24 protein-coding genes are annotated in these 26,722 nt (G+C 65.5%); 14 read left to right on the top strand and 10 right to left on the bottom strand.

The window, feature by feature from the left end:
- Positions 1-40: 40 nt before the first annotated feature.
- The 5 genes from CXR02_RS15990 to CXR02_RS15970 all read left to right on the top strand — a co-directional run bounded on the left by CXR02_RS15990 (position 41) and on the right by CXR02_RS15970 (position 5,732).
- Positions 41-1,156 carry a histidinol-phosphate transaminase gene (locus tag CXR02_RS15990; protein WP_104062887.1) on the top strand — a complete coding sequence of 372 codons (1,116 nt, stop codon included), beginning with the start codon at positions 41-43 and terminating at the stop codon, positions 1,154-1,156.
- Between the two features lie 149 nt (positions 1,157-1,305).
- Positions 1,306-2,586 (top strand): thiamine pyrophosphate-dependent dehydrogenase E1 component subunit alpha, encoded by a 1,281-nt coding sequence (locus tag CXR02_RS15985; protein ID WP_258061030.1) that lies wholly within the window; start codon positions 1,306-1,308, stop codon positions 2,584-2,586.
- Positions 2,586-3,566: an alpha-ketoacid dehydrogenase subunit beta gene (locus tag CXR02_RS15980; protein ID WP_104062886.1), complete on the top strand. Its 981-nt coding sequence runs from the start codon at positions 2,586-2,588 to the stop codon at positions 3,564-3,566. Before CXR02_RS15985 ends, CXR02_RS15980 begins: the two co-directional genes overlap by 1 nt.
- 57 nt (positions 3,567-3,623) lie before the next feature.
- The gene (locus CXR02_RS15975) at positions 3,624-5,096 is read left to right on the top strand and encodes a dihydrolipoamide acetyltransferase family protein (protein WP_104062885.1); all 1,473 of its coding nucleotides are present in this window, start codon (positions 3,624-3,626) and stop codon (positions 5,094-5,096) included.
- 27 nt (positions 5,097-5,123) lie between these two features.
- Positions 5,124-5,732, top strand: a complete 609-nt coding sequence (locus CXR02_RS15970) for a phosphatase PAP2 family protein (RefSeq protein ID WP_181037262.1) — start codon at positions 5,124-5,126, stop codon at positions 5,730-5,732.
- Between the two features lie 13 nt (positions 5,733-5,745).
- Here the strand turns inward: CXR02_RS15970 and CXR02_RS15965 are convergent, their stop codons facing one another.
- The 5 genes from CXR02_RS15965 to CXR02_RS15945 all read right to left on the bottom strand — a co-directional run bounded on the left by CXR02_RS15965 (position 5,746) and on the right by CXR02_RS15945 (position 9,725).
- Positions 5,746-6,093, bottom strand: a complete 348-nt coding sequence (locus CXR02_RS15965) for a hypothetical protein (RefSeq protein ID WP_104062884.1) — start codon at positions 6,091-6,093, stop codon at positions 5,746-5,748.
- A gap of 155 nt (positions 6,094-6,248) precedes the next feature.
- Positions 6,249-6,677: a universal stress protein gene (locus CXR02_RS15960; protein ID WP_104062883.1), complete on the bottom strand. Its 429-nt coding sequence runs from the start codon at positions 6,675-6,677 to the stop codon at positions 6,249-6,251.
- A 53-nt stretch (positions 6,678-6,730) separates the two neighbouring features.
- Positions 6,731-8,035 (bottom strand): PLP-dependent aminotransferase family protein, encoded by a 1,305-nt coding sequence (locus tag CXR02_RS15955; RefSeq protein WP_104062882.1) that lies wholly within the window; start codon positions 8,033-8,035, stop codon positions 6,731-6,733.
- Positions 8,036-8,091: 56 nt separating this feature from the next.
- Entirely contained in the window at positions 8,092-8,970 is an 879-nt protein-coding gene (locus CXR02_RS23035) for a hypothetical protein (RefSeq protein ID WP_258061028.1), read from the bottom strand.
- A gap of 197 nt (positions 8,971-9,167) precedes the next feature.
- Positions 9,168-9,725, bottom strand: coding sequence for an NAD(P)H-dependent oxidoreductase (locus CXR02_RS15945; protein ID WP_104062881.1), 558 nt, complete (start codon positions 9,723-9,725; stop codon positions 9,168-9,170).
- Between the two features lie 121 nt (positions 9,726-9,846).
- Between CXR02_RS15945 and CXR02_RS15940 the strand changes: the two genes are divergently transcribed.
- The 7 genes from CXR02_RS15940 (at position 9,847) to CXR02_RS15910 (ending at position 19,705) form a co-directional block, all read left to right on the top strand.
- Positions 9,847-10,455: a TetR/AcrR family transcriptional regulator gene (locus CXR02_RS15940; protein ID WP_104062880.1), complete on the top strand. Its 609-nt coding sequence runs from the start codon at positions 9,847-9,849 to the stop codon at positions 10,453-10,455.
- A gap of 360 nt (positions 10,456-10,815) precedes the next feature.
- Complete coding sequence (locus CXR02_RS15935; protein WP_104062879.1) at positions 10,816-11,799, top strand: ABC transporter permease; 984 nt, start codon at positions 10,816-10,818, stop codon at positions 11,797-11,799.
- Positions 11,800-11,801: 2 nt separating this feature from the next.
- Positions 11,802-12,776, top strand: coding sequence for an ABC transporter permease (locus CXR02_RS15930; protein WP_104062878.1), 975 nt, complete (start codon positions 11,802-11,804; stop codon positions 12,774-12,776).
- The gene (locus tag CXR02_RS15925) at positions 12,773-15,004 is read left to right on the top strand and encodes an ABC transporter ATP-binding protein (protein WP_104062877.1); all 2,232 of its coding nucleotides are present in this window, start codon (positions 12,773-12,775) and stop codon (positions 15,002-15,004) included. Before CXR02_RS15930 ends, CXR02_RS15925 begins: the two co-directional genes overlap by 4 nt.
- A 48-nt stretch (positions 15,005-15,052) precedes the next feature.
- Positions 15,053-16,771, top strand: a complete 1,719-nt coding sequence (locus CXR02_RS15920) for an ABC transporter family substrate-binding protein (RefSeq protein ID WP_104062876.1) — start codon at positions 15,053-15,055, stop codon at positions 16,769-16,771.
- Positions 16,772-16,931: 160 nt separating this feature from the next.
- Positions 16,932-18,002: a Gfo/Idh/MocA family oxidoreductase gene (locus tag CXR02_RS15915; protein ID WP_104062875.1), complete on the top strand. Its 1,071-nt coding sequence runs from the start codon at positions 16,932-16,934 to the stop codon at positions 18,000-18,002.
- Between the two features lie 170 nt (positions 18,003-18,172).
- Positions 18,173-19,705, top strand: a complete 1,533-nt coding sequence (locus CXR02_RS15910) for a S8 family serine peptidase (protein WP_104062874.1) — start codon at positions 18,173-18,175, stop codon at positions 19,703-19,705.
- A 201-nt stretch (positions 19,706-19,906) separates the two neighbouring features.
- Here the strand turns inward: CXR02_RS15910 and ald are convergent, their stop codons facing one another.
- Complete coding sequence (ald, locus tag CXR02_RS15905; protein WP_104062873.1) at positions 19,907-21,025, bottom strand: alanine dehydrogenase; 1,119 nt, start codon at positions 21,023-21,025, stop codon at positions 19,907-19,909.
- 233 nt (positions 21,026-21,258) lie between these two features.
- Here ald and CXR02_RS15900 point away from each other — a divergent pair, with 233 nt between their 5' ends.
- On the top strand, positions 21,259-22,476 hold the full coding sequence (locus CXR02_RS15900; RefSeq protein WP_104062872.1) for a CdaR family transcriptional regulator: 1,218 nt from the start codon (positions 21,259-21,261) through the stop codon (positions 22,474-22,476).
- Between the two features lie 74 nt (positions 22,477-22,550).
- Here the strand turns inward: CXR02_RS15900 and CXR02_RS15895 are convergent, their stop codons facing one another.
- From CXR02_RS15895 to ptsP, 4 genes are all read right to left on the bottom strand, one after another.
- Entirely contained in the window at positions 22,551-22,955 is a 405-nt protein-coding gene (locus CXR02_RS15895; RefSeq protein ID WP_104062871.1) for a helix-turn-helix domain-containing protein, read from the bottom strand.
- Between the two features lie 422 nt (positions 22,956-23,377).
- Entirely contained in the window at positions 23,378-23,653 is a 276-nt protein-coding gene (locus tag CXR02_RS15890) for a hypothetical protein (RefSeq protein ID WP_104062870.1), read from the bottom strand.
- Between the two features lie 115 nt (positions 23,654-23,768).
- Entirely contained in the window at positions 23,769-24,047 is a 279-nt protein-coding gene (locus CXR02_RS15885) for an HPr family phosphocarrier protein (RefSeq protein WP_056341927.1), read from the bottom strand.
- A 79-nt stretch (positions 24,048-24,126) separates the two neighbouring features.
- Positions 24,127-25,812 (bottom strand): phosphoenolpyruvate--protein phosphotransferase, encoded by a 1,686-nt coding sequence (ptsP, locus tag CXR02_RS15880; RefSeq protein WP_104062869.1) that lies wholly within the window; start codon positions 25,810-25,812, stop codon positions 24,127-24,129.
- Between the two features lie 160 nt (positions 25,813-25,972).
- Here ptsP and CXR02_RS15875 point away from each other — a divergent pair, with 160 nt between their 5' ends.
- Positions 25,973-26,701 (top strand): TetR/AcrR family transcriptional regulator, encoded by a 729-nt coding sequence (locus CXR02_RS15875; protein WP_104062868.1) that lies wholly within the window; start codon positions 25,973-25,975, stop codon positions 26,699-26,701.
- Positions 26,702-26,722 lie beyond the last annotated feature (21 nt).

The raw sequence follows: 26,722 nt of genomic DNA, 5'->3' as shown, positions 1-26,722 counted from the left end.
CACCCGGCCCGTGCCGGTCAGGCGAAGTAGGCTAGTTTGCATGTCATCAGAGATCCTGCCTGGCGAAATCCGGCCGCGCCCCGTGGTTAGCCGGCTACCCCGGTACGCCGCAGGAAAGCCTCCCGTCGCCGTGGATGGGCTGGCCAGCTACAAGCTGTCCTCCAACGAGAACCCCCTGCCCCCTCTTCCGGCAGTGCTGGAGGCAATTTCCAGCCAGACGGACTTCAACCGCTACCCCGATCCCCTCAGCAGCAAGCTTCGTGCGGCGCTCGCCGAATTCCTGGCAGTGCCGGCCGAGGACGTGGTCACCGGCGCCGGAAGCCTCGGCGCCCTCAACCAGCTGCTGTCCACGTTCGCCGGCCAGAACGACGACGGCAAAGCGGACGAGGTGATTTATGCGTGGCGGTCCTTCGAGGCGTATCCCATCAGCGTGGGCCTCGTGGGCGCAGAGAGCGTCCGCATTCCGCTGACGGCCGAGGGACGCCACGACCTGGATGCGATGGCTGCAGCCGTAACGGTCCGCACCAAAGTCATCCTGCTCTGCACCCCGAACAACCCCACGGGCCCCGTCCTGACCACTGCGGAAACGGAGAGGTTCATCCAGGCGGTCCCGTCTGACGTCGTGGTGGTGATTGATGAGGCCTACCAAGAGTTCGTCCGCGCCAGCGGTGCTGTGGACGGCATCGCGATGTACCGCAAATACCCGAACGTTGTGGTGCTCCGGACGTTCTCCAAGGCACATGGACTGGCGGGCCTGCGGGTGGGCTACAGCGTCTCGAACCCTGTGCTGACCCAGTACTTGCGTGTGGCGGCCACGCCGTTCGCCGTGTCACAGATCGCTGAAAATGCAGCCATAGTGTCGCTGCAGAATTACCCCCTGGTTGTAGAAAGGGTACAAAGCATCGTGGACGAACGAACCCGCGTAACCTCCGGACTGCGTGAACTCGGCTGGTTCGTACCCGAGGCGGAGGGCAACTTCGTCTGGTTGAACCTTGGCGAAAACAGCTCGGAATTTGCCGAACTGGCGGGCACGCAGGCGCTTTCGGTGCGAGCCTTCGGCGGCGAAGGCGTGCGGGTCAGCATCGGTGAGGCAGAGGCCAACAGCCGGTTCCTCGCTCTCTGTGCAAACTATACAAAGGCGCCACGACGTTCCTAGCGCTTAACATGCATCAGGAGCGGCACCTACTGAAGATAAAGTAAGGACCAGTAAGCCAATATATATGCCAACGCGGGAATGCATTCCTCTAGCGGCATATATCCCAGCGACATTGCAATGCATCCGCATGCGGCAAGCAAGGAGACGGTATGGGCGCCACACATCTGCCCTCCACCGAGTTCGATGAGACAGCGGCAGACGACCAGCTCGAGGCTGAGGCCGAGGCCCAACTGGGCAGTCCGGCCGAGCCTATGGTGCAACTGCTGGCGCCTGACGGGACCCTGGGGACGGATCCGGTCTTTTCCGCGTATGCGGATCGGCTGGACGGTGAAAAGCTGCGTGGCTTCTACGCTGACATGGCCAAGATCCGCCGGTTTGATGTTGAGGCAACCGCACTCCAGCGCCAGGGCCAGCTGGCCCTGTGGGTCCCGCTGACCGGCCAGGAGGCCGCGCAGATCGGCTCCGGGCGGGCCAGCCAGCCGCAGGACTACATCTTCCCCACCTACCGCGAGCATGGCGTGGCGCTGACCCGCAATGTGGACCTGGCGGAGCTCCTACGCCAGTTCCGCGGGGTTTCGAACGGCGGCTGGAACCCGAAGGACACCAACTTCCATCTCTACACCCTGGTCCTCGCCGCGCAGACGCCGCATGCCGTCGGCTACGCCATGGGGATCCAGCGGGACCAGAAGGCGGCCGCCGCAGTCGCCGCGGATGGGGCGCCGGACCGTCCGGCCGAGCCCAAGGCCGCGGTGATGGTCTACTTCGGTGACGGGGCCAGTTCCGAGGGCGATGTCCACGAATCCATGGTGTTCGCCGCCTCCTACAACGCGCCGGTGGTGTTCTTCTGCCAGAACAACCACTGGGCCATCTCCGTTCCCAGCTCGGTGCAGACCCGCATTCCGCTGTCCAACCGCGCCAAGGGTTACGGATTCCCGGGAATTCGGGTGGACGGCAATGATGCGATCGCCGTCCACGCCGTGACCGAGTGGGCGCTCGAACATGCCCGCGAGGGCAAGGGACCGGTGCTGATCGAGGCGTTCACCTACCGCGTTGGTGCGCACACCACGGCTGATGACCCCACGAAGTACCGGGAATCCGCCGAGGAAACCCTATGGCGGGCCAAGGATCCGCTTGACCGCCTGGAAAAGTACCTTCGGGCGCAGGGGCTGGCAGATGACGCCTTCTTTGACCAGGTCAAGGCCGACGGCGACGAACTCGCCGCCTATGTCCGCAAGACCACCTACGACCTCGAGACCCCGGACATCCGGACCGCCTTCGCCAACACCTATGTCGAGGCCCACCCCCTGGTGGCCGAGGAACTGGCCTGGTTTGAGGAATACAGCGCAGGTTTCGCCGAAACGCCGGAGCACAACAGCGCTGAACCCGGCAGCCCGGATCCGGATGACGCAGTGACAGGAGTGGCCCGCTGATGACCACCATGACCATAGCCAAGGCCATCAACGAGGGCCTGCGCGCCACCCTGGACAACAACCCGCGGACCCTGCTCATGGGCGAGGACATCGGGGCCCTGGGCGGCGTCTACCGCGTCACCGACGGACTCCTCGCGGAGTTCGGCGCGGACCGCGTGGTGGACACGCCGCTCGCCGAGTCCGGCATCATCGGCACGGCCATCGGCCTGGCCCTGCGCGGCTACCTGCCCGTCTGCGAGATCCAGTTCGACGGGTTTGTGTTCCCCGGTTTCAACCAGATCACCACCCAGCTGGCCAAGTTGCACGCCCGCAGCAACGGCAACCTCACCGTTCCCGTCGTTGTGCGGATCCCTTACGGCGGCGGTATCGGCTCCATCGAGCACCATTCGGAATCACCGGAGGCGCTGTTCGCCCACACCGCAGGCCTGCGCATCATCACACCGTCCAACGCCCACGACGCGTACTGGATGACCCGGCAGGCAGTGGAGTGCCAGGACCCCGTGATCGTCTTCGAACCGAAGCGCCGCTACTGGCTCAAGGGCGAGGTCGACACGCAGAACCCCGGCGCGTCGGCCGACCCCTTCAAGGCGCACGTGCTCCGCGAGGGTACGGACGCCACAGTGGTGGCCTACGGACCGCTCGTGCCGGTGGCCCTTGCCGCGGCTGACGCCGCTGCCGAGGACGGCCACAGCATCGAGGTCATCGACCTGCGCTCCATTTCGCCGATCGACTTCGACACCGTCACGGCGTCCGCCAAGAAGACAGGCCGGCTCGTGGTGGCGCATGAGGCACCGACCTTCGGCGGCATCGGCGGCGAGATTGCTGCCCGGATCAGCGAACGTGCATTCCTCTCACTGGAGGCTCCCGTGATCCGTGTGGGCGGCTTCCACATGCCGTATCCGGTGGCCAAGGTCGAGGAAGACTACCTCCCCGACATCGACCGCATCCTCGAGGCGCTGGACCGCGTCCTGGCCTACTAGGCGCAGGCACCTTCCCGCTCACGCTTCCCGCTCACGCTTGCCGCGAAAGAGGACACCATGACCCTGAACAAGTTCAACCTGCCCGACGTGGGCGAAGGCCTTACCGAGGCGGAAATCGTCGCCTGGAAGGTCAAGCCGGGGGACACCGTGGCCATCAACGACGTCCTGTGCGAGATCGAGACCGCCAAGTCGCTCGTTGAGCTGCCGTCCCCTTTCGCCGGCACCGTCACCGAACTGCTGGTCCCCGAGGGCGTGACCATCGACGTCGGAACCGCCATCATCAGCGTCTCTGACGCCGTCTCCGGTGACCCGACGCCAGCCGATGTCCCGGCCCCTGAAACTCCCGTCCAGCCCCTCTATGGCAAGCTTTCCGCGGACGACGGCGGCACTTCAGGCAGTGCCCTGGCCGGCGGTCCGCTGGTGGGTTCGGGCCCCAAGGCCGACGCCGTCAAGCGCCGTCCCCGGAAGGCGGCACCCGCCGCCCAGGCCGGGTCAGCCGCGGTCCCGGCGATTTCGACAAGCTCAATCACCGAAAACCCGGCGGTCAGGCCTGTCGAGACCCAGACGAGCTCAACCACCGGAATGGTTGATAACCGGCCCACCCTCGGCGGAACCATCACAGGCCTCGTGAACCGCGTCCTGGCCAAGCCTCCCGTCCGCAAGATCGCCCGGGATCTGGGGATCGATCTCGCCGATGTGGTGGCCACCGGTTCCCGCGGCGAAGTCACGCGCGAGGACCTGGTCAGCTACCAGTCCCAGCGCGATGCGGAGCTGGACCAGGCCGAGGGCTTCTGGGGCAAGGCAGGCAAGCCCCAGGACCAGCGGATTGAACGGATTCCGGTCAAGGGCGTCCGCAAGGCGACGGCCAAGGCGATGGTGGAGTCGGCTTTCTCCGCGCCGCACGTGAGCATCTTTGTTGATGTTGATGCCAGCCGCACCATGGAATTCGTCAAGCGGCTGAAGGCTTCACGAGACTTTGAGGGAATCAAAGTCTCCCCACTGCTGATCCTTGCCAAGGCCGTCATCTGGGCTGCCGCCAGGAACCCCAGCGTCAACGCCACCTGGGTGGACAACGTGGACGGGACCGATGCCGCGGAGATCCAGGTCAAGCACTACATGAACCTCGGCATCGCCGCAGCCACCCCGCGCGGGCTGATGGTGCCCAACATCAAGGATGCGCAGGACCTGTCGCTCAAGGAACTGGCGCTGGCCCTGAACAACCTGGCCACCACGGCCCGGGCGGGCAAGACCCAGCCCGCCGAAATGCAGGGCGGAACGCTCACCATCACCAACATCGGTGCACTTGGCATTGATACCGGAACGCCGATCATCAACCCGGGTGAGGTGGCCATTGTTGCCTTCGGAACCATCAAGCAGAAGCCCTGGGTCTTGGACGGAGAGGTCATCCCGCGCTGGATCACCACCCTCGGCGGCTCCTTTGACCACCGTGTGGTGGACGGGGACCTGTCCGCCCGCTTTATGGCCGACGTCGCCGCGATCCTTGAGGAGCCGGCGCTCCTGCTGGACTAGAAACACGGGACCACGAGCATCGATACCGTGAACCAGGCTGCCATTCGGACCAGGAACCGGACAGCCAGATGGCTGACAGAGGTGTTCCAGCCGCCGGTGGTGGTGACGCTTCAGCTGCTTATCAGCCCTGTGGTCGAGGCCGGATTCCCCGGCACCATCGGGTATGGAGCCCTGGCTGCGCTGTTTGTGTGCGTGCTGCCGCTGCTCGTGCTCTTGGGGCTCGTGCGGCTGGGCAAGGTCACGGACCACCACGTCAGCAACCGTAAACAGCGGGCACCCGTACTGCTCATGGCACTGGCGTCCGTGACCGCCGGCCTGGTGGTGCTGCAAGCCGCCGGTGCGCCGCGAAGCGTGATGGTCATGGTGCTGGCCATCGTCGGCGGCATCGTTGTGCTGGCTGCCGTGAGCCCCTTCTGGAAGATCAGCGGCCACGCGGCGGCGGTGTCGTCGGCCGCAGTTATTTCCGTCCTGATGCTCGGTCCGGCCTGGCTGCCGTTACTCCTGTTGGTTCCCGCCGTCGGCTGGTCCCGGGTGGTGCTCCGCGCGCACACCCTGGCGCAGGTGGTGGCCGGGTCGCTGTTCGGCGGACTGGTGATGGCCAGCCTGTGGTGGCTTTTGCGCGGCTGGCTCCTCTAGCGGAAGCCTGGCGTCAGTAGCCGTAGGCGGAGTAGGCCGTCATCATCTCGACCATCTCGGGATTACCCGCCATGGCGCCAGCCAAGGCAGGCAATGTGGCGAACATCAGGCCGCCCAGAACCAGGGCAATGCCTGAGAGGGCCGCGAAGAATTTCCAGTCGCCGCGCAGCACGCTCTCCAGGGTCTCCGGCAGGAGCAGCCCCGGCGCGATGAGGTTGGGGGCGCTGTCCACGGAGCCGTCATCCAGCAGCGCAATGACGCGGCGGTTGCCGCGGTCCACCCGCATGGAGCAGATGTGGTTGCCGTGGCGGGCCAGGAGAATGTCGTGGCCTACAAGTTGGCGGCGCTGAAGAGTAATCAAGGGGCCCCTTTGGCTGGAGTGGAGAGTGGTTGTCCGCTCCGTTGAGGGCACTCCCAATTTTATCGCTTGCCGGGTGCCGAAACCGGGCTTGAAGGGGTGAGAACGGACACCATGCACCGCTGCGGTGCTGCTGGCGCATGGTGTCCCGTTGTCAGTTAGTCGGCGTCGTAGGTGTTGGCGATGTAGACGTCGCAGGTGGCGTTGTGGGCCACGCTGTTGGCCACGCTTCCCAGGACCCGGCCAATGCCGCGCATCCGCCGGTTTCCCACCACGATCATCTTGGCGTCCAGGCGCTCGGCTTCCTTGATGAGCGCTTCGGCAGGCTTGCCGCGGGCGGCCGAGTAGGTCACCTTGATGGAACCGGCCAGAGCCTCGGCCACTGTCTTGGCAACGTGCTCGGCACTGTCGGCGTCGGAAACGATCCACTGGTCGCTGCCGGAGCCGAAGATCTCGGTCCGGTCGCTGTCGAAGGCTGAGACGACGTGCAGCGAGGCGCCCACGGCGGCGGCGAGATCCCGGGCTGATTCGGCGGCCTTCTTGGCGGTGCCGCTGCCGTCAACTCCGACAACAATAATTCCGCTCATGCTTTGTACTCCTTGTTCAGTATCATTCTTGGCCACACTCAGTCCGGCCAACGTTACAGCGCTGCAAGGGCTTCGCGCAGTACCGGTGCCAAGCGGCGGACGCCTTCCTTGATGGCGTCGGGCGGCACCGCGCTGAACGCCAGCCGCAGCTTATTGGACGGCGAATCGGACGGGGTGAAGGCAGCCCCGGGGATAAAGACGACGCCGGCCTCGATCGCCTTCTGCAGCAGGGGATAGGTATCCACGCCTTCCGGCAGCGTGACCCAGACGAAGAAGCCGCCTTCGGGGTTGGTCCAGCTGGTGCCGTCGGGCATGTGTTCGTCCAGGGCGGCGAGCATCGCCGTGCATCGTTCGGCGTAGAGTCCGCGGTAGGTCTCGATCTGGCCTTTCCAGTCATAATCCCTGAGGTAGGCGGACACCAGCATCTGGTTCAGCGTCGGCGGGCACAGCGTGACGGATTCGGATGCCAGGTAGTAGCGCCGCTGAAGGTGCTCCGGGACCAACGCCCAGCCGATGCGGAGACCAGGGGCAAAGATCTTGGAGAACGATCCCATGTAGATGACATCGGCGGGGTTGGCTGCGCGGAGCGGTTCCAGCGGTTTCCCGTTGTACCGGAGGAGCCCATACGGGTTGTCTTCCAACACGATAATATTCGCGTTGCGGCATATATCAACAACCCGCTGGCGGCGTTCCTCGGCCAGGGTGATCCCTGAGGGGTTGTTGAAGTTGGGGATGGTGTAGAGGAACTTGATGTTCTTCCCGGCTGTCTGGAGCGCGGCGATCCGGTCCTCCAATAGCTCAGGCACCAGGCCGTCGTCGTCCATTTCCACGGTGGCCACCTCCACCTGGTACGCCTCAAAGGTATTGAGGGCGCCCACGTAGGTGGGGTTCTCGACCAGCACCACGTCGCCCGGGTTGCAGAAGACCTTGGTGGCCACATCCTGGGCCGACTGAGAGCCCGCGGTGATCACCACATTCTCCGGGACCGCGTCCAGGATTCCTTCTGCCGCCATCACCTCGCAGATCTGGGTGCGCAGCTCTTCCGTGCCCTGCCCGCCGCCGTACTGCAGGGCCGTGAGCCCTTCGTTGGCGATGATGCTTGCCGCCGTGGCGGCCAGCCGCTCCAGCGGAAGGGATTGCAGGTACGGGCTGCCCCCGGCAAGGGACACCAGTCCGGGGCGCATCGAAATGTCGAAAACGTCCCGCACCGCTGACTGCTTAATGTTGGCTGCGCGCTCCGAAAACAGCGCCTCGTGGGGATGGGCGGCGCGGTGGGCGGACGTGGCCGCGCGCTCGATGGCATCAATGGCTTCGGCCGGCAACTGCACTGCGCCGGCATCAAGTGTTTCGTGGCTCACACCTTCAGGATACAGCCGGCAGTTGCCGATAAGGCAACATCTGTTGATCAGTTGCGCTACTGGAGGCGTAGTGCCTCGGCGAGCCTCACGCCGTTCACGTAGACCTCGGCGCGGATGGCGCCCACCGACGCGACGGCAGTCTGCGTGAGTTGGGCCTCGATGCGCGGGATGTCGCACACCCCCGCCGGACGGATCGAGCCGGACAGGTAGACCGTCACGGCCGTGCCGTCGAAGGTGCCGGACAGGAACGTGAGGGTTGAGCCGGACAGGGAGTTGTAAAGGCCAGGGGCCGGTTCTGCGGCGTTGTCCAGCAGGGCGCGCATGGCATTGGCCAACGGTTCCGTGGAGCCAGCCACGGTGCGGCGGACGCCGGCCAGGCTGTCGTTGCAGCCAAAACGCACACCTCCCGCCCCGCCGTCGTCGAGCAGCACGTAGTAGGCAGTCGCCGTCTGGGATTCGCCGGACTGGCCAGGGGCCGGCTGGGCCGGGGGCGGGGCCGAGGATTCGGGGGCCGGCGAGGGGCTCGCTCCCAAGGCAGTAGTTGTACCGGGTGCCGCGGCGGCTCCGGGCGCGGCAGTTCCGGGCGAAGCCGTTCCGGACGAGGGAGTGGTGCCGGAGCCCTGCCCGGGTGTTCCGGGCGTCCCGCCGGAGGCGTGGGCCGAGGGCTCGGGGGACGAAGCGGCGGACGGGCCGGTGGTTTCGGCGGGCACAGCGGTGACCGGCGGGGGTGCCTGCGGCTGGGGAATTGGAACCAAGGGCGGCTGGACGCGGTCCGAGTGTTCAATGGTGGTTGCGCCGGGCGCGACGCTGCTCCCGGCAGACGGGTTGGAGGTGGGGGCGCAGCATCCCAGCCACAGCGGAAGCGTAAGTGCTGCCGCCGTCGCCATCAGCTTTCCGGCGCTCCGCCTGCCTGCCATGTCCGCACCGCGTTCCATCCCCGAATGCTTTCCGTGCATTAAACGTTACGGCGGTCCCTCGGCCCTGAAAATGCCCGCGAGGTACCGGTTGGAACAAGACTTGGTCACACGTACGGGCGTGAGCGCCGGTCCGCTCACGGTGCGATAACAAATGCCCCGGCCACCTTGCGGTGCCCGGGGCATTTGGTTGCTTGGCGCTGCTGCGTGCGGCTGCCTTACGCTGCCGGTTTTGCGGCGGCGAGTGCGTCGAAGACGCCCTTGATCTGCTCCACTACCTCGGCATCGTCCTTCGGGTGCAGCTCGGCAAAGCGGACCATGGAGCCCGGGACGGCCAGCTTGACGTCCTCGAGCACCTGGGCGCCGGCAATGCCCACTGCCTTGCGGGCTTCGTCCTGTGCCCACACGCCACCGAACTGGCCAAAGGCGGTCCCAACGACGGCGGTGGGCTTGCCGGAGAGGGCGCCGGCACCGAAGGGGCGGGACAGCCAGTCGATGGCGTTCTTCAGCGATGCGGGCACGGTGCCGTTGTGCTCCGGGGTCACCAGGAGAATGGTGTCGGCATCGTTGGCTGCTGCGCGGAGGGCGGCGGCCGCGGCTGGAACCTGGCCCTCGACGTCGATGTCCTCGTTGTAGAACGGGATGTTGCCCAGGCTTTCGTGGATGACCACGTCAACCTGCTCGGGAGCGTTCAGCTGGATGGCTTCGGCGAGCTTCTGGTTGGTGGATTCGGCGCGGAGGCTGCCAACAAGGGTGAGGACGGTGCTCTTCGACATAACGGACTCCTTTAGTGGGCCGCGGTGGGACCGCTGGCCGGTGGAACGGTGGAGGCTTGGTGCCTTCGTGGACTAAACGGACCGTAGTCCGATTATTATTCCCGGGTCTAGGATATGGACTGTGAGCTTTATCCCGCTGCTGCCCGGTTCGCTCCCCGGCCCGCCCGCTGAGCGCAGTGATGCTGCCCGGAACCGTGAGCGGCTGTTGGGAGCGGCGCGGGAGCTGATTGCCGAGTGTGGCCCGGACGCCCTGACCATGGACCGGCTGGCCGAGCGCGCCGGCGTGGGCAAGGGCACCGTCTTCCGCCGCTTCGGCAGCCGCGCCGGGCTGATGATGACGCTGCTGAGCGATTCCGAGGCTGCCTTCCAGGCCCGCTTTATGTTCGGCCCGCCGCCCTTGGGGCCGGGCGCCCCGGGCCTGGAGCGGCTGATCGCCTTCGGTGCGGAGCGGATCGCCTATGTGATGGAGCACGGGGACCTGGCGAGGGCGGCCGAGGCTTCGGCCCACAGCCGCTATGAGGTCCCGGCAGTCAAGCTGTGGCAGCGCCACATCGAGCTCCTCCTCCGGGAGGAGGGCATGGATGCGGATCCGCTGCTGATGGCCATGTCCCTGACCGCAACACTGGATCCGGACCGGCTCCTGCACGCCGTCCGCGTCCACGGCCTGGCGCCCGAGCGGCTGACGGACTCCTGGCGGGAACTTGTTACGCGGGTGGTCCGCGGGCGGTAGGGTACGCCTGAATCCAGCGGTTCGTCCAGTCATATCAATTCCACTGAATTATTCATAACAATCTGATACGGAGCGCGCGGATTCCGCTCAGGTGCCCGCATTTCGGACGCTACTCTGTGGTAGTTTCCTCTGGAATGTGACCCGCAACATAGTCCACCCGGACTTGCTCTGCGCTGGTCGCGGGAGGCCGGCTACACGCTGGTGGGGACCCGGTGGCGGCGAGACCCGTTGCTGGCCGGGAAATCGGAAGGATCTGGAACGTGGATGTAGTGAAGGCAGGAACTCCGTTGCCGGCCCAAGGGCATCCCTTGGAGTGTTCGTCCAGAATCCCGGCGGCAACGAACCTGAAGTAGCTGCCACATGATCAGGTACCTCGCCAAGCGCGGCATCACCTACGTCTTTATGATTTTCCTGACCACGTCAGCCGGCTACTTCCTGGCCGTCAGCTCCCTCAAGCCAGCCCTCCTCGAACAGGAGCGGATTCCCCGCCCCACCCCCGAGCAGGTAGCCAATTCCATGCGCTTGAAAGGCCTGGATCCGGACCTCAGCCCATGGGAGCGCTACGTTGAGTGGCTCACCGGGATCGTGACCCGCTGGGACTGGGGACGCAGCCCCAACGGCGCCTTCATCAACGCTGAATTCGGGGACCGCGTCTGGATCTCCACCCGGCTCTTCCTCGCATCCATCGTCCTGACCCTCGTCATCGGCGTCGCCCTCGGGGTCTACTCGGCGGCCCGGCAGTACAAGTTCCAGGACCGGGTGATCACGTCCTATAGCTACCTCGCGTACATCGTGCCCGCCCCCATTGCCTACTTCCTGGTTCAACTCGGTGCCATCAACATCAACGAAACCGTCGGGGAGCGCATCTTCTTCGTGACAGGCATCTCCACGCCGGGCATGCAACCCGGGTGGGCGCAGTTTGTGGATATGGTGGCCCACTATGCGGTTCCGACGATCGCCATCACGCTTGTCGGCTGGGGTTCGTACCAGATCGCGCAGCGCCAGTACCTGCTGGACAACGTCAATGCGGACTTCGTCCGGACGGCACGGGCCAAGGGGCTCACGCGGAACCAGGCCATCACCCGGCACGCCCTCCGGGTTTCCTTCATCCCGGTCGCCCAAAGCATCGCCTTCACCATCCCGGCCATCTTCGCCGGCGGCTTCTTCGCCGAGAAGATCTTCGCCTGGCCAGGAGTGGGGTCCTGGAGCATTGACGCCATCTCGCTGCAGGATGTGAATGCGGCCACGGCCACCCTCGCCTACGGCTCGGTCATCTTCGCCCTGGGCGCCATCCTCGCCGACTTCGCCACCACGCTTGTTGACCCGAGAGTGAGGGTGCAGTAGCCATGACCAACCTCAATGCCGTTGATCCGGCAGCAGTGGCGCAGGACGCGCACCTCGAAAATGCCGATGTGGTGATCGCCAAATCCACCATCATTTTCCGCCGCTTTATGCGGAACAGGACTGCCGTCGCCGGGCTGGCGGTTTTCCTGGGCCTGACAATCTTCTCCTTCGTCGGCGGGTTCTTCAGTTCTTGGGACAAGGAGACCATCGACCCCTTCAATATCGGCATGCCACCTTCCGGCGACCACTTCCTGGGCACGTCGCAGGCCGGCATCGACCTCTATGCCATGACTGTCGAAGGCACCAGGATCTCCATCATGATCGGCCTGATTGTGGGCCTCGTATCCGTCCTGGTTGCCGCGGTCTATGGCTGCACCATGGCCTATTTCGGCGGCAAAGTGGACAAGGTGATGCTCTTCGTCCTGGAGGCCCTCATCATGATGCCCGCCCTGCTGGTGGTGGCAGTGGCCACCAGCGGCGGAGGCGACGGCCTGAAAAAGAACCTCCCCAGCTGGCTCCTGCTGATCATCGTGCTCCTGGTGTTCAGCTGGATGGGGACCGCGCGGCTTATCCGCTCGATGTCCATGTCGCTGATGCAGCGGGACTTCGTCAAGGCGGCCCAGTACATGGGCGTCCCGCCGCGGCGCATCGTGTGGCGGCACCTGGTCCCCAACATCGGGTCGCTGCTGGTCCTGGACATCACCCGCGGCGTCACCGGTGCCATCCTGGCCGAAGTGGCGTTCTCCTTCATCGGCATCGGCATCAAGGTGCCGGATGTGAGCCTCGGCGTGCTGATTGGCGGCGCCACGTCCCAGGTCCAGACCTTCCCCTGGATGTTCTGGGTCCCGCTCACAGTGATGTTCCTGCTTACGGGGTCCCTGGCCATGATGAACGATGGCCTGCGCGACGCCTTCGACCCGAGCTCCAGTTCGGTTGGCCGGGCCAAAAAGAACAGCGCAGAGAAGATGAGCAAATGAGCACCTTCCTTGAGCCGGCTGACCCGGCCCCCACAGCGGCCGAGCGGCTCCACATCGCCGGTCTCCACTCGCCGTCGGACGCTGTCCTGTCAGTCCGGGACCTGAACGTCAGCTTCAACTCCGAAAACGGGGCTGTGCATGCCGTTCGGGGCGTCAACTTCGACCTCATGCCCGGCAAAACGCTGGGAATCGTGGGGGAGTCCGGGTCCGGCAAGTCGGTGACATCGCTGGCCATCATGGGCCTGCTGCCCGCCACTGCCGAGATTTCCGGCTCGGTCAGGCTCAAGGGCAAGGAACTCCTGGGCCTGAGCGACAAGGCCATGTGTGCCTACCGCGGCAACGACATCGCCATGGTGTTCCAGGACCCGCTGTCCTCCCTCACGCCGGTGTACACGGTGGGAACCCAGATCACCGAGGCCCTTACCATCCACAACCCGGGCATGAGTAAAGCGGCGAAGGAAACCCGCGCCGTCGAGCTCCTGGCGATGGTGGGCATTCCCAGCCCCCGGAACAGGCTCAGGGCTTTTCCGCATGAGTTCTCCGGCGGCATGCGCCAGCGCGTGATGATCGCCATCGCCATCGCCAACAACCCGCGCGTGCTGATCGCGGATGAGCCGACGACGGCCCTGGACGTCACCATCCAGGCCCAGGTGCTTGAGGTGCTGCATACGGCGCAGGAGGAAACGGGCGCCGCCGTCGTGATGATCACGCACGATCTGGGCGTGGTGGCGGGCATCGCCGACGACATCATGGTGATGTACGCCGGCAAGCCGGTGGAAACCGGCAGCGTGGATGACATCTACTACGATCCCCGGATGCCCTACACGATGGGCCTGCTCGGGGCGGTGCCACGCGTGGACGTCGCGGAGAAATCCTCGCTGGTCCCCATCGACGGCATCCCGCCGAACCTCCTGCACACCCCCACCGGCTGCTCCTTCGCACCGCGGTGCCCGCTGGTGACCGATGCCTGCCTGGACGGCGAGCCCGCTTTGAGTCCGGTTCCGGGGACTGGCTACCACCAGGCGGCCTGCATCAAGTCCGGTTCCCTCGGCGGGGACGTGGATGTCCACGAGATCTTTTCCGCCCCGCCGGTCCCGGTCTCGCGCTTTGACCTCATCCCCCGCGGGGACCGCTCAACCGTGCTGGAACTCAAGGATGTCCGCAAACACTTTGCGCTGACCAAGGGTGCCCTGCTCAAGCGGCGCATCGGCACCGTGAAGGCCGTGGACGGCCTGAGCTTCGACATCCGTGAAGGCGAGTGCTTCTCCATTGTGGGCGAGTCCGGTTCGGGCAAAACCACCACCCTGCTGGAAATCATGGAGTTCCACAAGGACCAGGACGGCGAGGTGATCATCGGCGGCATCAGCAACAAGCAGGCCGCCGACGCCAAGACCAAAAGCGCCATGCGCAAGGAAATGCAGATGGTTTTCCAGGATCCCACCGGCGCTCTGGACCCCCGCTTCACCGTCTACGAGGTCCTGGCCGAGCCGCTCCAGAACGCCGGCCTGGATAAGCGGGCCATCAAGAAACGCATCATGGAACTGATGAATCTCGTTGGCCTGCAGCCGGACCATGTCAACCGGTTCCCCAACCAGTTCTCCGGCGGCCAGCGGCAGCGCGTGGGCATCGCCCGGGCACTGGCCGTGAACCCCAAATTGGTGGTCCTGGACGAGCCTGTGTCCGCGCTGGATGTCTCGGTCCAGGCCGGCGTCATCAACCTCTTGGACAAGCTCCGCGCCGAGCTGGGCCTGAGCTACCTGATGGTGGCCCATGATCTCTCCGTGGTCCGCCACATCTCCAACCGGGTGGCGGTGATGTACTTGGGGAAGATCGTGGAGATCGGTGAGGTGGACCGGGTGTTCGACAACCCCCGCCACCCCTATACACGGGCACTGCTGTCCGCGATCCCTGTCCCGGACCCGCAGTTCGAGCGCACTCGGGAGCGGATCATCCTGCAAGGCGACCTGCCGTCTCCGTTGGATGCCCCGAAGGGCTGCAACTTCGCCACCCGCTGCCCCGTCTTCGCGGCGCTTCCCGCCGCCAAGCAGGAGCAATGCCTGACCCTGGAGCCGCCGCTCGAGGCCGTGCAGCCTTCCGCTGCCGTGCAGATTTTGGAAGCCGGCCCGGCGCCTACACCGGATCAGCAGTTCGCCTGCTTCTTTCCGGATGGTGAACTGGACGAGCACATGCTGGTGGTCCACGAAACGGCGGAACCCCATGCACCCTAATTTTTTCGACCCATCACAAGCACTACCCGCACCTATGAAGGGAAAACCATGAGGAATCTGACCAAGATCGGCGGCGCAGCGGCCATTGCCGCAGCCTTGACGCTGACGGCCTGCGGCGGTGGCGGAACACCCACCGGACCGGAAACCGCCAAGGGGCAGGGGACGGGCAGCGACCTCGCCAAGCTCATCAGCATCAACGAGAAGCCGGCCGCTGATCTTGCGCCTGGTGGCAAGGTCACCCTGCCGCTGGGCAGCATCGGGCCGGATTTCAACGGGTTCTCCAACAACGGCAACAGCTCGGACAACTCCGCGATGATGGCCCCGATCAACCCGGTGGCCGTGAACAGTGGCGGTATCGGCGGTTGCTGGAAGGTCGACTTCGTCGGCAAGGCAACGCCTAACAAGGACTTCTGCGAGTCGGTGGAGAGCAAGGTTGTGGACGGCAAGCAGACCGTCACCATCAAGGTAAACGACAAGGCCACGTACAACGACGGCACCCCGATCGACATCAAGGCCTTCCAGAACACCTGGAACATCCTGAAGAGCCCGGATGCCGGCTACGACATTGTGAGCTCGGGGGCCTATGAATTCGTTGAGTCCGTCGAAGCTGGCAGCAGCGACAAAGAAATCATCGTCAAGACCACCCAGCCGGTTTACCCCGTGGATTCGCTCTTCTTCGGCCTGATCCACCCGGCCGTGAACACGCCTGCGATCTTCAACGAAGGCTTCGTGGGCGAAATGCATCCGGAATGGATGGCTGGCCCCTTCAAGGTGGACCAGTACGACGCCGCAGCCAAGACCGTCACCATGGTCCCCAACGACAAGTGGTGGGGCACCAAGCCGGTCCTGGAAAGCGTCGTCTTCCGCCAGCTGGAAACCAGCGCACAGATCGCTGCTTTCAAGAATGGCGAGATCGATGCCATGTCCGCCAACACCATCGCCCTGTACAAGCAGCTTGAGGGCACCAAGGACTCCGAGGTCCGCCGTGGCCAGCGCCTCTTCGCCGGTGGCATGAACATCAACGCCCAGAAGATCACCGACGTCGCCGTCCGCGAGGCCATCTTCGCCGCTGTTGACCGCGAAGCCCTCCGCAAGGTCCGCTTCAATGGCCTGAACTGGGAAGAGCCCAGCTCCGGTTCCATGATGGTCCTGCCGTTCTCGGACTACTACCAGGACAACTACCCTGTGAAGGAAACCGGCGCGGACGTTGCCAAGAAGGTCCTGACCGACGCCGGCTACGCGCCCAACGCCGCCGGAATCATGGAGAAGGACGGCAAGCCCGCCGCCTTCAAGATCAGCAACTTCGGTGACGACCCCACCACCCTCGCCTTCACCCAGACCCTGCAGAAGCAGCTCCAGGCCGGCGGCATGGATGTTGGTATTGACCAGCGCGCCTCCGCCGACTTCGGCAAGGTCATCGGCGGCCGCGACTTCGACATGAGCGTCTCCGGATACACCGTTGGCCCGGATGCCACCGATGCCGTCAAGCAGTACTACGACTCCAAGGTCAACGAAAACGGTCTTGGCGATGCCGAGCTGGACAAGAAGATCGCCGATCTCGCCTCCATCGAGGACAACGCCGAGCGCAACAAGGCAGCCATGGAGGTTGAAAAGGAGCACATGGCCAAGTACTTCTCCATGGGTGTTGTGATGAACGGCCCGCAGATCTCCTTCGTCCGCACCGGCCTGGCCAACTACGGCCCGTCCCTGTTCCAGAGCCTCTCCCAGGTTCCGGACTGGTCCACCCTGGGCTGGATCAAGAAGTAACATTTCCTGACTGAATCAGCGCTATACGGCGAAGGCCGGCACAACCCGCGAACCGGGAAGTGCCGGCCTTCGTCGTTCCCGCCCCCCGGACGCGCTCCCACCTTTCGCAGGTTTTTCCGGATCGCTCTCTCACAAGTGCTGGCGGGGTAGCCTAGCCCTTATGACCGGGACTGAAGCTGAACGCACTATCCGCACCGCCGTCGTCGGCTATGGACTCTCAGGGAGCGTTTTCCATGCGCCGCTTATCGCGGCGGATCCCCGCTACTCGTTGGACGTTATCGCCACGTCCGACGCCGGCCGGCAGGCTGCCGCGACACAGCGGTACCCCGGCGGCAAAACAGTGCCCGACGGCGATGCGGTCCTTGCGCTCGACAGTGACCTTGATCTTGTGGTGCTGGGGACCCCGCCGGCCACCCACTTTCCGCTGGCGAAGGCCGCCCTGGAGGCTGGGCTCGACGTCGTCGTCGACAAGCCGTTCGCGGTCAGCAGCGCCGAGGGGCAGGAACTGATCGCCCTCGCGGAGCGGCTGGGCCGCGTGCTGTCGGTTTTCCAGAACCGGCGCTGGGACGGCGATTTCCTGACCGTGCAGAAGTTGCTGGCCGGCGAAGCGCTGGGCAGCGTGACCCGCTTTGAGTCCAGCTTCGAGCGTTGGTCCCCGGACATCTCCAAGGCGTGGAAAGCCAGCGCCACGGCGGCGGACGGCGGCGGCGTACTCTTCGACCTGGGCTCGCACCTTATCGACCAGGCGCTCTTGCTGTTCGGTCCAGCCGCCGTGGCCCACGCGGAACTGCAGGCGCGGCGTCCGCACGAGAAGGTGGACGATGACGTTTTCCTGGTGCTCAACCACGAGTCCGGGGTGACCAGCCACCTGAGCATGAACATGCTTTGCGCCCAGCAGGGCCCGCGCTTCCGCGTTCTCGGATCCACTGGCGCGTTCACCAAGCACGGGATCGACCCGCAGGAACCGTACATCGTTGCCGGCGGCAGCCCGCTGGACACTGAATACGGCGTTGAGGAGCCGGAATGGGCAGGAGCCCTGGGCCGCGACGGCCACCTCGATCCTCTGCCCACGGAACGAGGTGCCTACCCCGAGTTCTACCGTCTCCTGGCAGCCAAGATCGACGACGGCGGAACCGCCTCCACGCTGCCCCTCCCGGTAGACCCGGCAGACGCCGTCGAGGTGCTGAAGATTATCGAATCAGCCCGGGCTTACGGAACCGCCGCCTATTGAAATTGCGTGACGTGAGTCACTAAGGTCTCTGTTGCGGGTGATACCGAATTGTTGGGCAGGTGTAGCCCGGAAGGATCCGAGGCAAACAGCCGTCAGGGTCGTGATCGATTGACTCTTGCCAGCGGCACCTGCGATCGCGTGGCGCCCGCCGGCAGAATTGGAGCAACACCATGCAAAGATTCACCAAGCTTGTGGCGCCAATCGGGGCACTAGCCCTCGCCATTGGCCTTTCGACCGCCGCGGCTCCTGCGGCGTTGTCGGCCAGTGCGCAGCCTGCCAAAACCGTAATGCAGGCAAATGCCCAAGCCGGAAGCCAAACCTACATTGTCCTGTACAAGGCCAACGGCGTTTCCCGCACTTCGCTTGCGGCAGTGCGGGCCGCCGGAGGCACGGTGGTGCAGGCTTATCCGCAGATCGGTGTGGCCATCGTAAAGTCGGACCGCACCGGCTTTGATGCGGTCCTGCGCGCAGCAGACTCTTCCGTTCAGGGGGCCGCTTCCACAGCGGGCTTCGCCGTGGCGGTCGAAGACGACAACTCCGGTGCGGCTGTGGCGGCCGTAGCACCCGGCACCCCGGCACCCGGAGATGACAACTTGGCCGCGCTCCAATGGGATATGGACCAGATCCAGGCCCCGGCGGCCCGCGCCCTCAACGGCGGCAGCGCCTCGGTGGTGGTGGGTGACATCGACACCGGACTGGACTACACGCACCCGGATCTTGCCCCGAACGTTGACTTCTCCAGGAGCGTTTCCTGCGTTGGCGGCGTCCCGAACACGGATCCGGCGGCGTGGATGGATAAGAACGGCCACGGCACGCACACGGCCGGCACCATTGCCGCCGCGAAGAACGGCATCGGCATGGTGGGCGTTGCGCCGAACGTGAAGATTGCCGGGATCAAGGCCGGCGATGACGACGGATTCTTCTACCCCGAAGCCGTGGTCTGCGCCTTCATGTGGGCAGGATCGAACGGTATCCAGGTCACCAACAACAGCTACTTTGCCGATCCCTGGCTCTTCAACTGCAAGAATGACCCCACCCAGCGGGCCATCTGGGAAGCCGAGCGCCGGGCCATCAAGTTTGCCCAGCAAAACGGCACCACAGTTGTGGCCTCGGCAGGCAACCAGTCAGACGACCTGGCTCATCCCACCCAGGATGTCACCAGCCCGGATAACACCACCCCGGTCACGCGCGACATCACCAACGCCTGCGCCGTGGTTCCGGTGGAAGTTCCCGGCGTGATCGGCGTGAGCGCCAACGGCAACAAGCTGATCAAGTCGTTCTACTCCAGCTACGGTGTGGGCGCCGTCAGCGTGATCGCGCCTGGTGGAGACTCGATCCTGCAGCAGACGGCGGCCGCCACTAACGGCCGCGTGCTGTCCGCGTGGCCGTCCGCTGCACCGTGCGCCCGTCCGGTGCTGGACTCGGGTGCCAGTTACTGCTACCTGCAAGGCACATCGATGGCCGGACCTCACGTTGCCGGTGTCGCGGCGCTGGTGGTCAGCACCGGAGTCAGCAAACCGGGCACCGTGGCATCGCGGATCAACACCACCGCCGACACGATGGACTGCCCGGCTGACATGAGTGTGTACGCCCCGTTCCCTGCAACGGACAACGGCGCACCCCAGGTGTGCCAGGGCGGTGCCGGCTACAACGGGTTCAACGGCCACGGCCAGGTGAACGCTCTCCGCGCGATCGGCGGCTGACGCGGGTCCGGTGGTTGAGCTTGCCGGGTTTCGACAAGCTCAACCACCGAACGTCGGAACGGCAGCCATCCAGAAAGCGTGCTCCCCACCAGCCCCCTAACCTCGCAAGCTCGGCCAGGGAAGCCTGCTGGCGTGGGCCCAGGCTCAACAAGGGGAGCAGCACGCGTTGGATGACTGCCGTTCAGGCGGCGACCTAGAGAACTAGGCGGAAACCAGTTCGTGCCAGTCCGTCACGAGGGGCAGGTTGTGCGCCTCGGAGACCGAGCGGTGAGCAACCTTGCCACCGGCGATGTTCAGGCCGGCGGCGAGGGACGGGTCGCGGTCGAATGCGGCCTTGACGCCCAGGTTGGCCAGGGCCACGGCGTAGCGCAGGGTGACGTTGGTCAGCGCGTAGGTGGAGGTGTTCGGGACGGCGCCCGGCATATTGGCAACGCAGTAGAAGATCGTGTTGTGGACCTTGTACGTGGGTTCCTGGTGCGTGGTGGGGTGCGTGTCCTCAAAGCAGCCGCCCTGGTCCACGGCGATGTCCACCAGCACGGAGCCGGGCTTCATCCGGGAGACGAGCTCGTTGGTGACCAGCTTGGGTGCCTTGGCTCCCGGGATCAGCACGGAGCCGATGACGAGGTCGGCGTCGACCACTGACTTCTCGATCTCGTAGGAGTTGGAGGCGACCGTCTTGAGCCGGCCCTGGTACTGGGCGTCGAGTTCGCGGAGACGGTTGATGTTGATGTCCAGGATGGTGACGTCGGCGCCCAGGCCCAGGGCCATTGCGGCGGCGTTGGTGCCAGCTACGCCGGCCCCCAGGACAACCACCTTCGCCGGGCGGACGCCGGGGACGCCGCCGAGGAGGACGCCTTTGCCGCCGGCGGGTGCCATGAGGGAGGTGGCGCCGACCTGCACGGACAGGCGGCCGGCGACCTCGGACATGGGGGCCAGCAGCGGCAGGGTGCGGCCTTCCTGCACGGTCTCGTACGCGATCGCGGTGACGCCGGAGTTGATGAGCGCCTGCGTAAGCTCGGGCTCGGCCGCGAGGTGGAGGTAAGTGAAGAGGATCAGGCCCTTGCGGAAGCGGTGGTACTCGGCCTTGATGGGTTCCTTGACCTTCATGACCATGTCGGCCCGGGCCCAGACGTCGTCGGCCTCGGCAACGATTTCGGCGCCGGCGATCGCGTATTCCTCGTCCGTGATCCCTGAGCCCAAGCCTGCGCCGCGCTCTACCAGGACCGTGTGGCCGTGGGTGCGGAACTCGTGAACGCCAGCAGCGGTGATGGCGACGCGAAATTCGTTGTTCTTGATCTCTTTGGGGACACCGATGATCATTTGTGGCTCCATATTCTCAGGCCGGGTAGGCCCGAAATTGCGGGGGAAGTTGTGATTCCAGAATAAATCCGGTTGTGACCCAACTGACAGGAACGCACGTCTCGGGGCGTGCAATCTCAGCGTCATTCCGGGAATTTCTGCTTTCGCGGGTCGACAAATGTTCAGCGTCAGGGCGTCAGGTGTCGCCTGCTGTTCGTTCGCCTGGATGCCTGCCGGAGCAGTAGGGTTACCCCATGCAGCAGGACGTGGAACAACTGGTGGAGCAGGTGGCGCAGAAGCTTGGCCGGGGACTGTCGCTGGAGGACCTGGACGGCCTGCTGCTCGCTTACAGCTCCAACCAGTCCCACGCGGACAGGGTCCGGGTGAACTTTTTGTTGAGCAAGCGTGTCCCGGCCGATGTCAGCGCCTGGCAGCTTTCCCATGGCATCGCCACGGCAGTCCGCCCGGTAGCGATTCCCGCCAACCAGGAGCTGGGGATGCTGGGCCGGGTGTGTGTTCCCCTGATGGTGCGTGGTTTCCGGGTCGGCTATCTCTGGGTGCAGCAGGACTCGGCAGAGGATAATCCGACGGCGATCCTCTCCCAGTTGCCGGACGTGGCCCCGGAGATCGGGCTGCTTTCCGGCCTGCTGCTGGAGTCCAACACCGCCGAGTCCGAGTTCCGGCGGGGCCGCGAACGCGAGTTCCTGGCCGCCTGTACCGGCGAGGCCAACGCGGTGGCCGCCGTCGCAGGCTGGAAGGAAATCCAGGGCAAAGGGCCGTGGCAGATGGTCACAGTGCTCGACGCCGATGGCTGGGCCGGCGGCCCGGACCCCATCGCCTTCACGCTGATCCACCGGTCAGCCGCCCTGCAGGCCACGGTGGGAGTGGACGTGGCGCTGTTCAGCGCGGGCACGGAAACCCATTCCGTGGTGTTGTTCCGTGAGTCAGTGGGCCGGGCCAACCACGCCCAGGTACTGGTCCACTACCAGCTGGAGCTGGCCAAACGTTCGGGCCGGCCGGTGCACCGCATCATCCTTGGCATCAGCGAGGGTTTCGCCAAGCCACGCGAGCTAGCCGAGGCATACAGGCAGTCCCGGCTGGCGGCGCAGGCGGCGGCTGTGGACCCCCAGCTGGGCGAACTGGTGGACTGCCGTGCCACCGGGGTGTACCAGCTGCTGGCTTCGGCGGGCGGGGGAGCCGGCGCCTGGGCTGACTCGGGGTCCGTTTATGTGCGGATGCTGGAGGACCACGACCGCAACGATGAGCTTCTCCCCGTACTTGAGCTCATTTATGACAACGACGGCTCAGTCCAGGACGTAGCCACCAAACTCCACCTGCACCGCAGCAGCATCTACAACCGGCTGGGCCGCATCCGGCAGCTCCTGGGCGTGGACCCTCTGAAGGGGATGCCCCGGCTCGAACTCCATGCAGCACTGAAAATGCGGCGCTGGGCGGCGCGCCCGCGGATTTAAGCTCGCGCGCCGGGATCCAACACCCGGGGTCCAACACCCGGGCCCGCCTACCCCTGAGCCAGCTCACGACGGGGCTAGGCCTGCTCTGGCTGCTCTGCCTGCTCTGGCCCGTCAGGCTTCTTCTGCCGGTCCAGCCAGGCCATGATGGCGGCCAACCTGATCCGGCGGTGCGTGCCGCGGTATTCCACGGGGATCTCGCCGCGATCGGTCATGTTGCGCAGGTACGTGTGGGAAATCCCGGCGAGTTCGGCCGCCTGGGAGGTGGTGAGCATTTCCTCCACGCTGCTGACGGTCACCGCTTCGCCGCGGCCCAGCCGAGCGAGCAGGTCCACGACGGCGTCCCTCGCTTCACCCGGGAGGCGGTGGACCGTGCCGTCCACGAACACGGTGATGTCGTTGCTGTCCCGGAGGGAACGCGCGAGGTTCAGGGCGTCGTCGGCGGGCAGGCCAGCCGTGACGCGTGGAGCTATCAGTGCCATGCCAGAAGCCTAACCCGAGCACTTCCGCGGCCGCTTCTCCGGAACGCGCGAATGATGGAGCTGAATCCGACGCCCGCACCGCACTCCAGCCACGGCAGGCACGTTTCAGAGGCGAGATCTCGGCGTTATTGGGTCCTCGCAGGGCCGAGATCTCACGTTTGGAGTCCGCGGCGGAGCTCGTCGGCGTTGGCCAGCTCGGAGCAAGCGCCTGCCGTGCCTCGGGGTCGAGTTCCAGGGCGCCGACGGTGTCCAGGACAGACCGGGCCAGCCCGTGGTTTCCGGTGCGCTCGTGCAGCTCGCGAGGTACACCAGCAGCGGCAGCTTCTCGGCGTCCGTCGCCTCCGGATGCCGCTGGAACCCGGCCTCGATCACGGAGATGGCCGTCGCCTCGCTGCCATGGGCGTCGCCCTGCCGTGCCGCGTTCAAGAGGACCCGGTCGAGGCGCCCCGCAGCCCGGCGGCGAACTCGTCGAAGAGTCGCCCCGTGTCCGGGACCAGCAGGATCACGCTGCCCAGGGAATCTTCGGGCTCGAAGCTTTCCAGCCCGAAGAAGTGCAGGTCGATGCCGCCACGCGTGAAGCACATGTACGGATTCGGCCGCTCCTGCCGGAACGTGACCTGGAAGCCGAGCGCTTCGTAGAACGGCGCCACATCGTCCAGGCGGCGGCACGGCAGGATGGGGATGGCGCGCTCGTTCATACGCTGAACCTACCCCCGCGGAGCCCTGGCCGTCGCCCGTTTCGATGGTTCCCTGCCCACCAGATGTTTGCGAGCGTCGATCCGGCAGGGAACCATCGAAACGGCGAAGCAGAAGCTATTCGGCGTCGAGGTCCGTTTCCAGGAGCTTGACCAGCGAATCCAGTGCCGCGTCGGCGCCGTCGCCTTCAGCCCGGAGCACCACAACATCGCCCTTGGCGGCGCCCAGGGTCATCAGCGACAGGATGCTCGAAGCGTCCAGTGCGTCGTCCTCCGGGTCGCCCTGCATGGCAATTGTGACCTCAACTCCCACGTCTCCGGCGGCTTCCGCAAACAGCGCGGCGGGGCGCGCGTGCAGGCCGGAGCGGCTGGCGATGGTGGCGATGCGTTCGGGCATTGTTCCTCCTGGTGGGTGCTTCTTTGTGGCTAGCGGCGGGCGGTGGGTCGAAGGCGGGCGGTTGGTCCGAACCGGCCGGTCAGAGGCCGAGTTCTTCGAGGACGGGCAGTTTTTCCCGCACCCAGGCCTTGGCTTCGGTGGCGCTGGGCGCGGACAGGGCCAGCTTGGCCAACTGCTGCGCCTCGGCCAGCGTGACGGTCTTCAGCACCGCGGCCACGGCGGCCAGGGACCGCGCGGTCATGGACAGCGTGTTGACGCCCAGCCCGGTAAGCACGACGGCGAGGGCCGGGTCAGCGGCCGCCTCACCGCAGACGCCCACGGGCTTGTTGTGGCCTTCCGCGCGGGAGCCTTCCACGGTCAAACCCACCAGGCGCAGCACGGCAGGCTGCCACGGGGTGTTGAGGTTTGCCAGGGGGCCCAGCTGACGGTCGGCCGCCATGGCGTACTGGGTGAGGTCGTTGGTGCCCAGGCTCGCGAAGCCCACCTCGCGCAGGATGGCCTCGGCGGTGAGCGCGGCGGAGGGGACTTCAACCATCACGCCGGGCGTCTTGATGCCGGCGTCGGCGCACATGGAGGCGAAGCGGGCCGCCTCTTCCGCCGTCGAGATCATTGGGGCCATGACCCACACGTCCGCTTCGGACTGCTTCTCGGCCAGGGCAATGGCTTCCAGCTGGCGGTCCAGCACGCCCGGTGTGGTGAAGTCCGTGCGGTAGCCGCGGACGCCCAGGGCAGGGTTGGGCTCCGTGGAGTCGGTCAGGAACGGAAGCGGCTTGTCGGCGCCGGCGTCGAGCGTACGCAGAACCACTTTTTTGCCCGGGAACGCATCAAACACGCTCTTGTACGCGGCTGCCTGCTCTTCCACGGAGGGTTCGGTATCGCGTTCCAGGAAGCAGAATTCGGTGCGGAAAAGGCCCACGCCCTGGGCGCCCAGCTTGGCTGCCGCCTCGGCATCCTTGCCGCCGCCCACGTTGGCGAGGAGCGGCACCAGGTGGCCGTCCGCCGTCGTGCCCGTGCCACTGAACTCGGCCAGCAGGGAAGCTGTGGCCGCCCACGCATCCGCTGCGGCACGCAGCGAGGCATCGGGATCGGCGGTGATGCTGCCTGCGGCGCCGTCAACATAGACTTCCGTGCCGTCAGGGAGTTCGTCCACCCCTATAGCAGCCACGACGGCCGGCAGGCCAAGCGAACGCGCAATGATGGCGGTGTGGGACTGTGGGCCGCCGCCGGCTGTTACGAGTGCCAGGACCTTGTTCGGGTCCAGGGTTGCGGTGTCGGCCGGTGCCAGGTCCTCGGCAACCAGGATGAAGGGCGTGCTGGAGGTGGGGATGCCGGGCGCAGGGACGCCGCGGAGTTCCGCCACGATCCGGGCGCGGACGTCCAGGACGTCGGTGGCGCGTTCGGCCATGTAGCCGCCAAGGTTATGGAGCATCTCAGCGACGGAGGAACCGGATTCCCAGATGGCGCGTTCGCTCGAGAGGCCGCGGGCAATGAGCTTGGCCGCGCCCTTGATCAGCATGGTGTCCTTGGCCATCAGCGCTGTGGCCTCCAGGACGGCCTTGCCATCTCCGGTGGCATGCGCCGCCCGGGCCTTAAGTTCGTCGTGGACGGACTGAGAGGCTGCCTTGAGCCCGGCCGTGGCTTCTTCGGCGGACGTACCGCCGGCCAGCTGCTCACCTGCAGGGGGTTCGCTGATCGGTTTGGGCATCTGCCGGACGGTTCCGATGATGCGGCCGGGGCTGACGCCAACTCCTGGGAAGGTCTGCACTGAAGGTCCTCATTCTCTGCCGGTAGCCAGGCCCGCCTAGGTTATCCCGGCGCCATGCCGGGGCTGCCGCGACCACTATGTGCGAGGGCGGAAACGTGCCTGAAAAAATTGTATGTGATTCAGTTCATATAGCAATGCTATAGGTGATAGGGTAGCGGCTATGAGTTTGGATGGCCAGCTTCCCCCCAAAATGCGTCTGTTGCGTGCAGCGGCCGAATTGCTGGCAAAGTCCGCGGGATCAGCCGTCTCCACCCGCCAGATCACGCAGCTGGCAGGGGTCACGGCGCCCACCCTGTACCACCACTTCGGTGACAAGGAAGGTCTTTTCGACGCCGTCGTCGCCGCAGGTTTTGAAGAGTATGTTGCGGGCGAGAGGGACTTCGCCCCGTCCGGAAAACCGCTGGAGGACATCCGGCGGATGTGGGATAACCACGTCCAGTTCGGGCTCAAGCAGCCGGAACTGTACCTGGTGATGTTCGGCAATATCCGCCCCGAAAGCCGCCCCGCCATCGTTGCCGATGCCGAGGCGCTCATGGAGGAGATGCTGAACAAGGCAGCGGCAGCGGGCCAGCTGAACGTCCAGCCGCGCGAAGCAGCCAGGTCCATCTTGGCCGCCAACGTGGGTGTGACCCTGATGCTGATTGCGGAACCCGCCGCCGAACGGAACCTCGAACTGTCCACTATGACCCGGGACGCCATGATCTTTGCGGTGTCTGCGGCACAGGCCGAAGGGGCCGCGCCGGAAGACTCCGGCAAGTCCTCGGTAGTGGTGGCAGCGATTGCCCTGAATGCCGCACTTCAGGCTTCGCACTCAGACCAGCTTTCAAGCTCGGAACTCAAACTGTTCCTCGAATGGCTTCACCGAATCTCCACCAGCACTTCGTCGTAAGTATCGGACCCATCCTGCGCT

The organism is Arthrobacter sp. 4R501 (assembly GCF_002929755.1).
Lineage (GTDB): Bacteria > Actinomycetota > Actinomycetes > Actinomycetales > Micrococcaceae > Arthrobacter.
The sequence above is the reverse complement of the archived record's forward strand: the minus strand, read 5'-3'. Positions and strand labels throughout refer to the sequence as shown.

What these genes read in the sequence shown, in the direction of transcription:
- CXR02_RS15875 (WP_104062868.1), top strand. Translation starts at nt 25,973, where the DNA reads ATGAGTTTGGATGGCCAGCTTCCCCCCAAAATGCGTCTGTTGCGTGCA.
- CXR02_RS15895 (WP_104062871.1), bottom strand. Translation starts at nt 22,955, where the DNA reads ATGGCACTGATAGCTCCACGCGTCACGGCTGGCCTGCCCGCCGACGAC.
- CXR02_RS15885 (WP_056341927.1), bottom strand. Translation starts at nt 24,047, where the DNA reads ATGCCCGAACGCATCGCCACCATCGCCAGCCGCTCCGGCCTGCACGCG.
- CXR02_RS15920 (WP_104062876.1), top strand. Translation starts at nt 15,053, where the DNA reads ATGAGGAATCTGACCAAGATCGGCGGCGCAGCGGCCATTGCCGCAGCC.
- CXR02_RS15985 (WP_258061030.1), top strand. Translation starts at nt 1,306, where the DNA reads ATGGGCGCCACACATCTGCCCTCCACCGAGTTCGATGAGACAGCGGCA.
- CXR02_RS15890 (WP_104062870.1), bottom strand. Translation starts at nt 23,653, where the DNA reads ATGAACGAGCGCGCCATCCCCATCCTGCCGTGCCGCCGCCTGGACGAT.
- CXR02_RS15900 (WP_104062872.1), top strand. Translation starts at nt 21,259, where the DNA reads ATGCAGCAGGACGTGGAACAACTGGTGGAGCAGGTGGCGCAGAAGCTT.
- CXR02_RS15990 (WP_104062887.1), top strand. Translation starts at nt 41, where the DNA reads ATGTCATCAGAGATCCTGCCTGGCGAAATCCGGCCGCGCCCCGTGGTT.
- CXR02_RS15910 (WP_104062874.1), top strand. Translation starts at nt 18,173, where the DNA reads ATGCAAAGATTCACCAAGCTTGTGGCGCCAATCGGGGCACTAGCCCTC.
- CXR02_RS15925 (WP_104062877.1), top strand. Translation starts at nt 12,773, where the DNA reads ATGAGCACCTTCCTTGAGCCGGCTGACCCGGCCCCCACAGCGGCCGAG.
- CXR02_RS15980 (WP_104062886.1), top strand. Translation starts at nt 2,586, where the DNA reads ATGACCACCATGACCATAGCCAAGGCCATCAACGAGGGCCTGCGCGCC.
- CXR02_RS15975 (WP_104062885.1), top strand. Translation starts at nt 3,624, where the DNA reads ATGACCCTGAACAAGTTCAACCTGCCCGACGTGGGCGAAGGCCTTACC.
- CXR02_RS15930 (WP_104062878.1), top strand. Translation starts at nt 11,802, where the DNA reads ATGACCAACCTCAATGCCGTTGATCCGGCAGCAGTGGCGCAGGACGCG.
- CXR02_RS15935 (WP_104062879.1), top strand. Translation starts at nt 10,816, where the DNA reads ATGATCAGGTACCTCGCCAAGCGCGGCATCACCTACGTCTTTATGATT.
- CXR02_RS23035 (WP_258061028.1), bottom strand. Translation starts at nt 8,970, where the DNA reads ATGGAACGCGGTGCGGACATGGCAGGCAGGCGGAGCGCCGGAAAGCTG.
- ald (WP_104062873.1), bottom strand. Translation starts at nt 21,025, where the DNA reads ATGATCATCGGTGTCCCCAAAGAGATCAAGAACAACGAATTTCGCGTC.
- CXR02_RS15915 (WP_104062875.1), top strand. Translation starts at nt 16,932, where the DNA reads ATGACCGGGACTGAAGCTGAACGCACTATCCGCACCGCCGTCGTCGGC.
- CXR02_RS15945 (WP_104062881.1), bottom strand. Translation starts at nt 9,725, where the DNA reads ATGTCGAAGAGCACCGTCCTCACCCTTGTTGGCAGCCTCCGCGCCGAA.
- CXR02_RS15960 (WP_104062883.1), bottom strand. Translation starts at nt 6,677, where the DNA reads ATGAGCGGAATTATTGTTGTCGGAGTTGACGGCAGCGGCACCGCCAAG.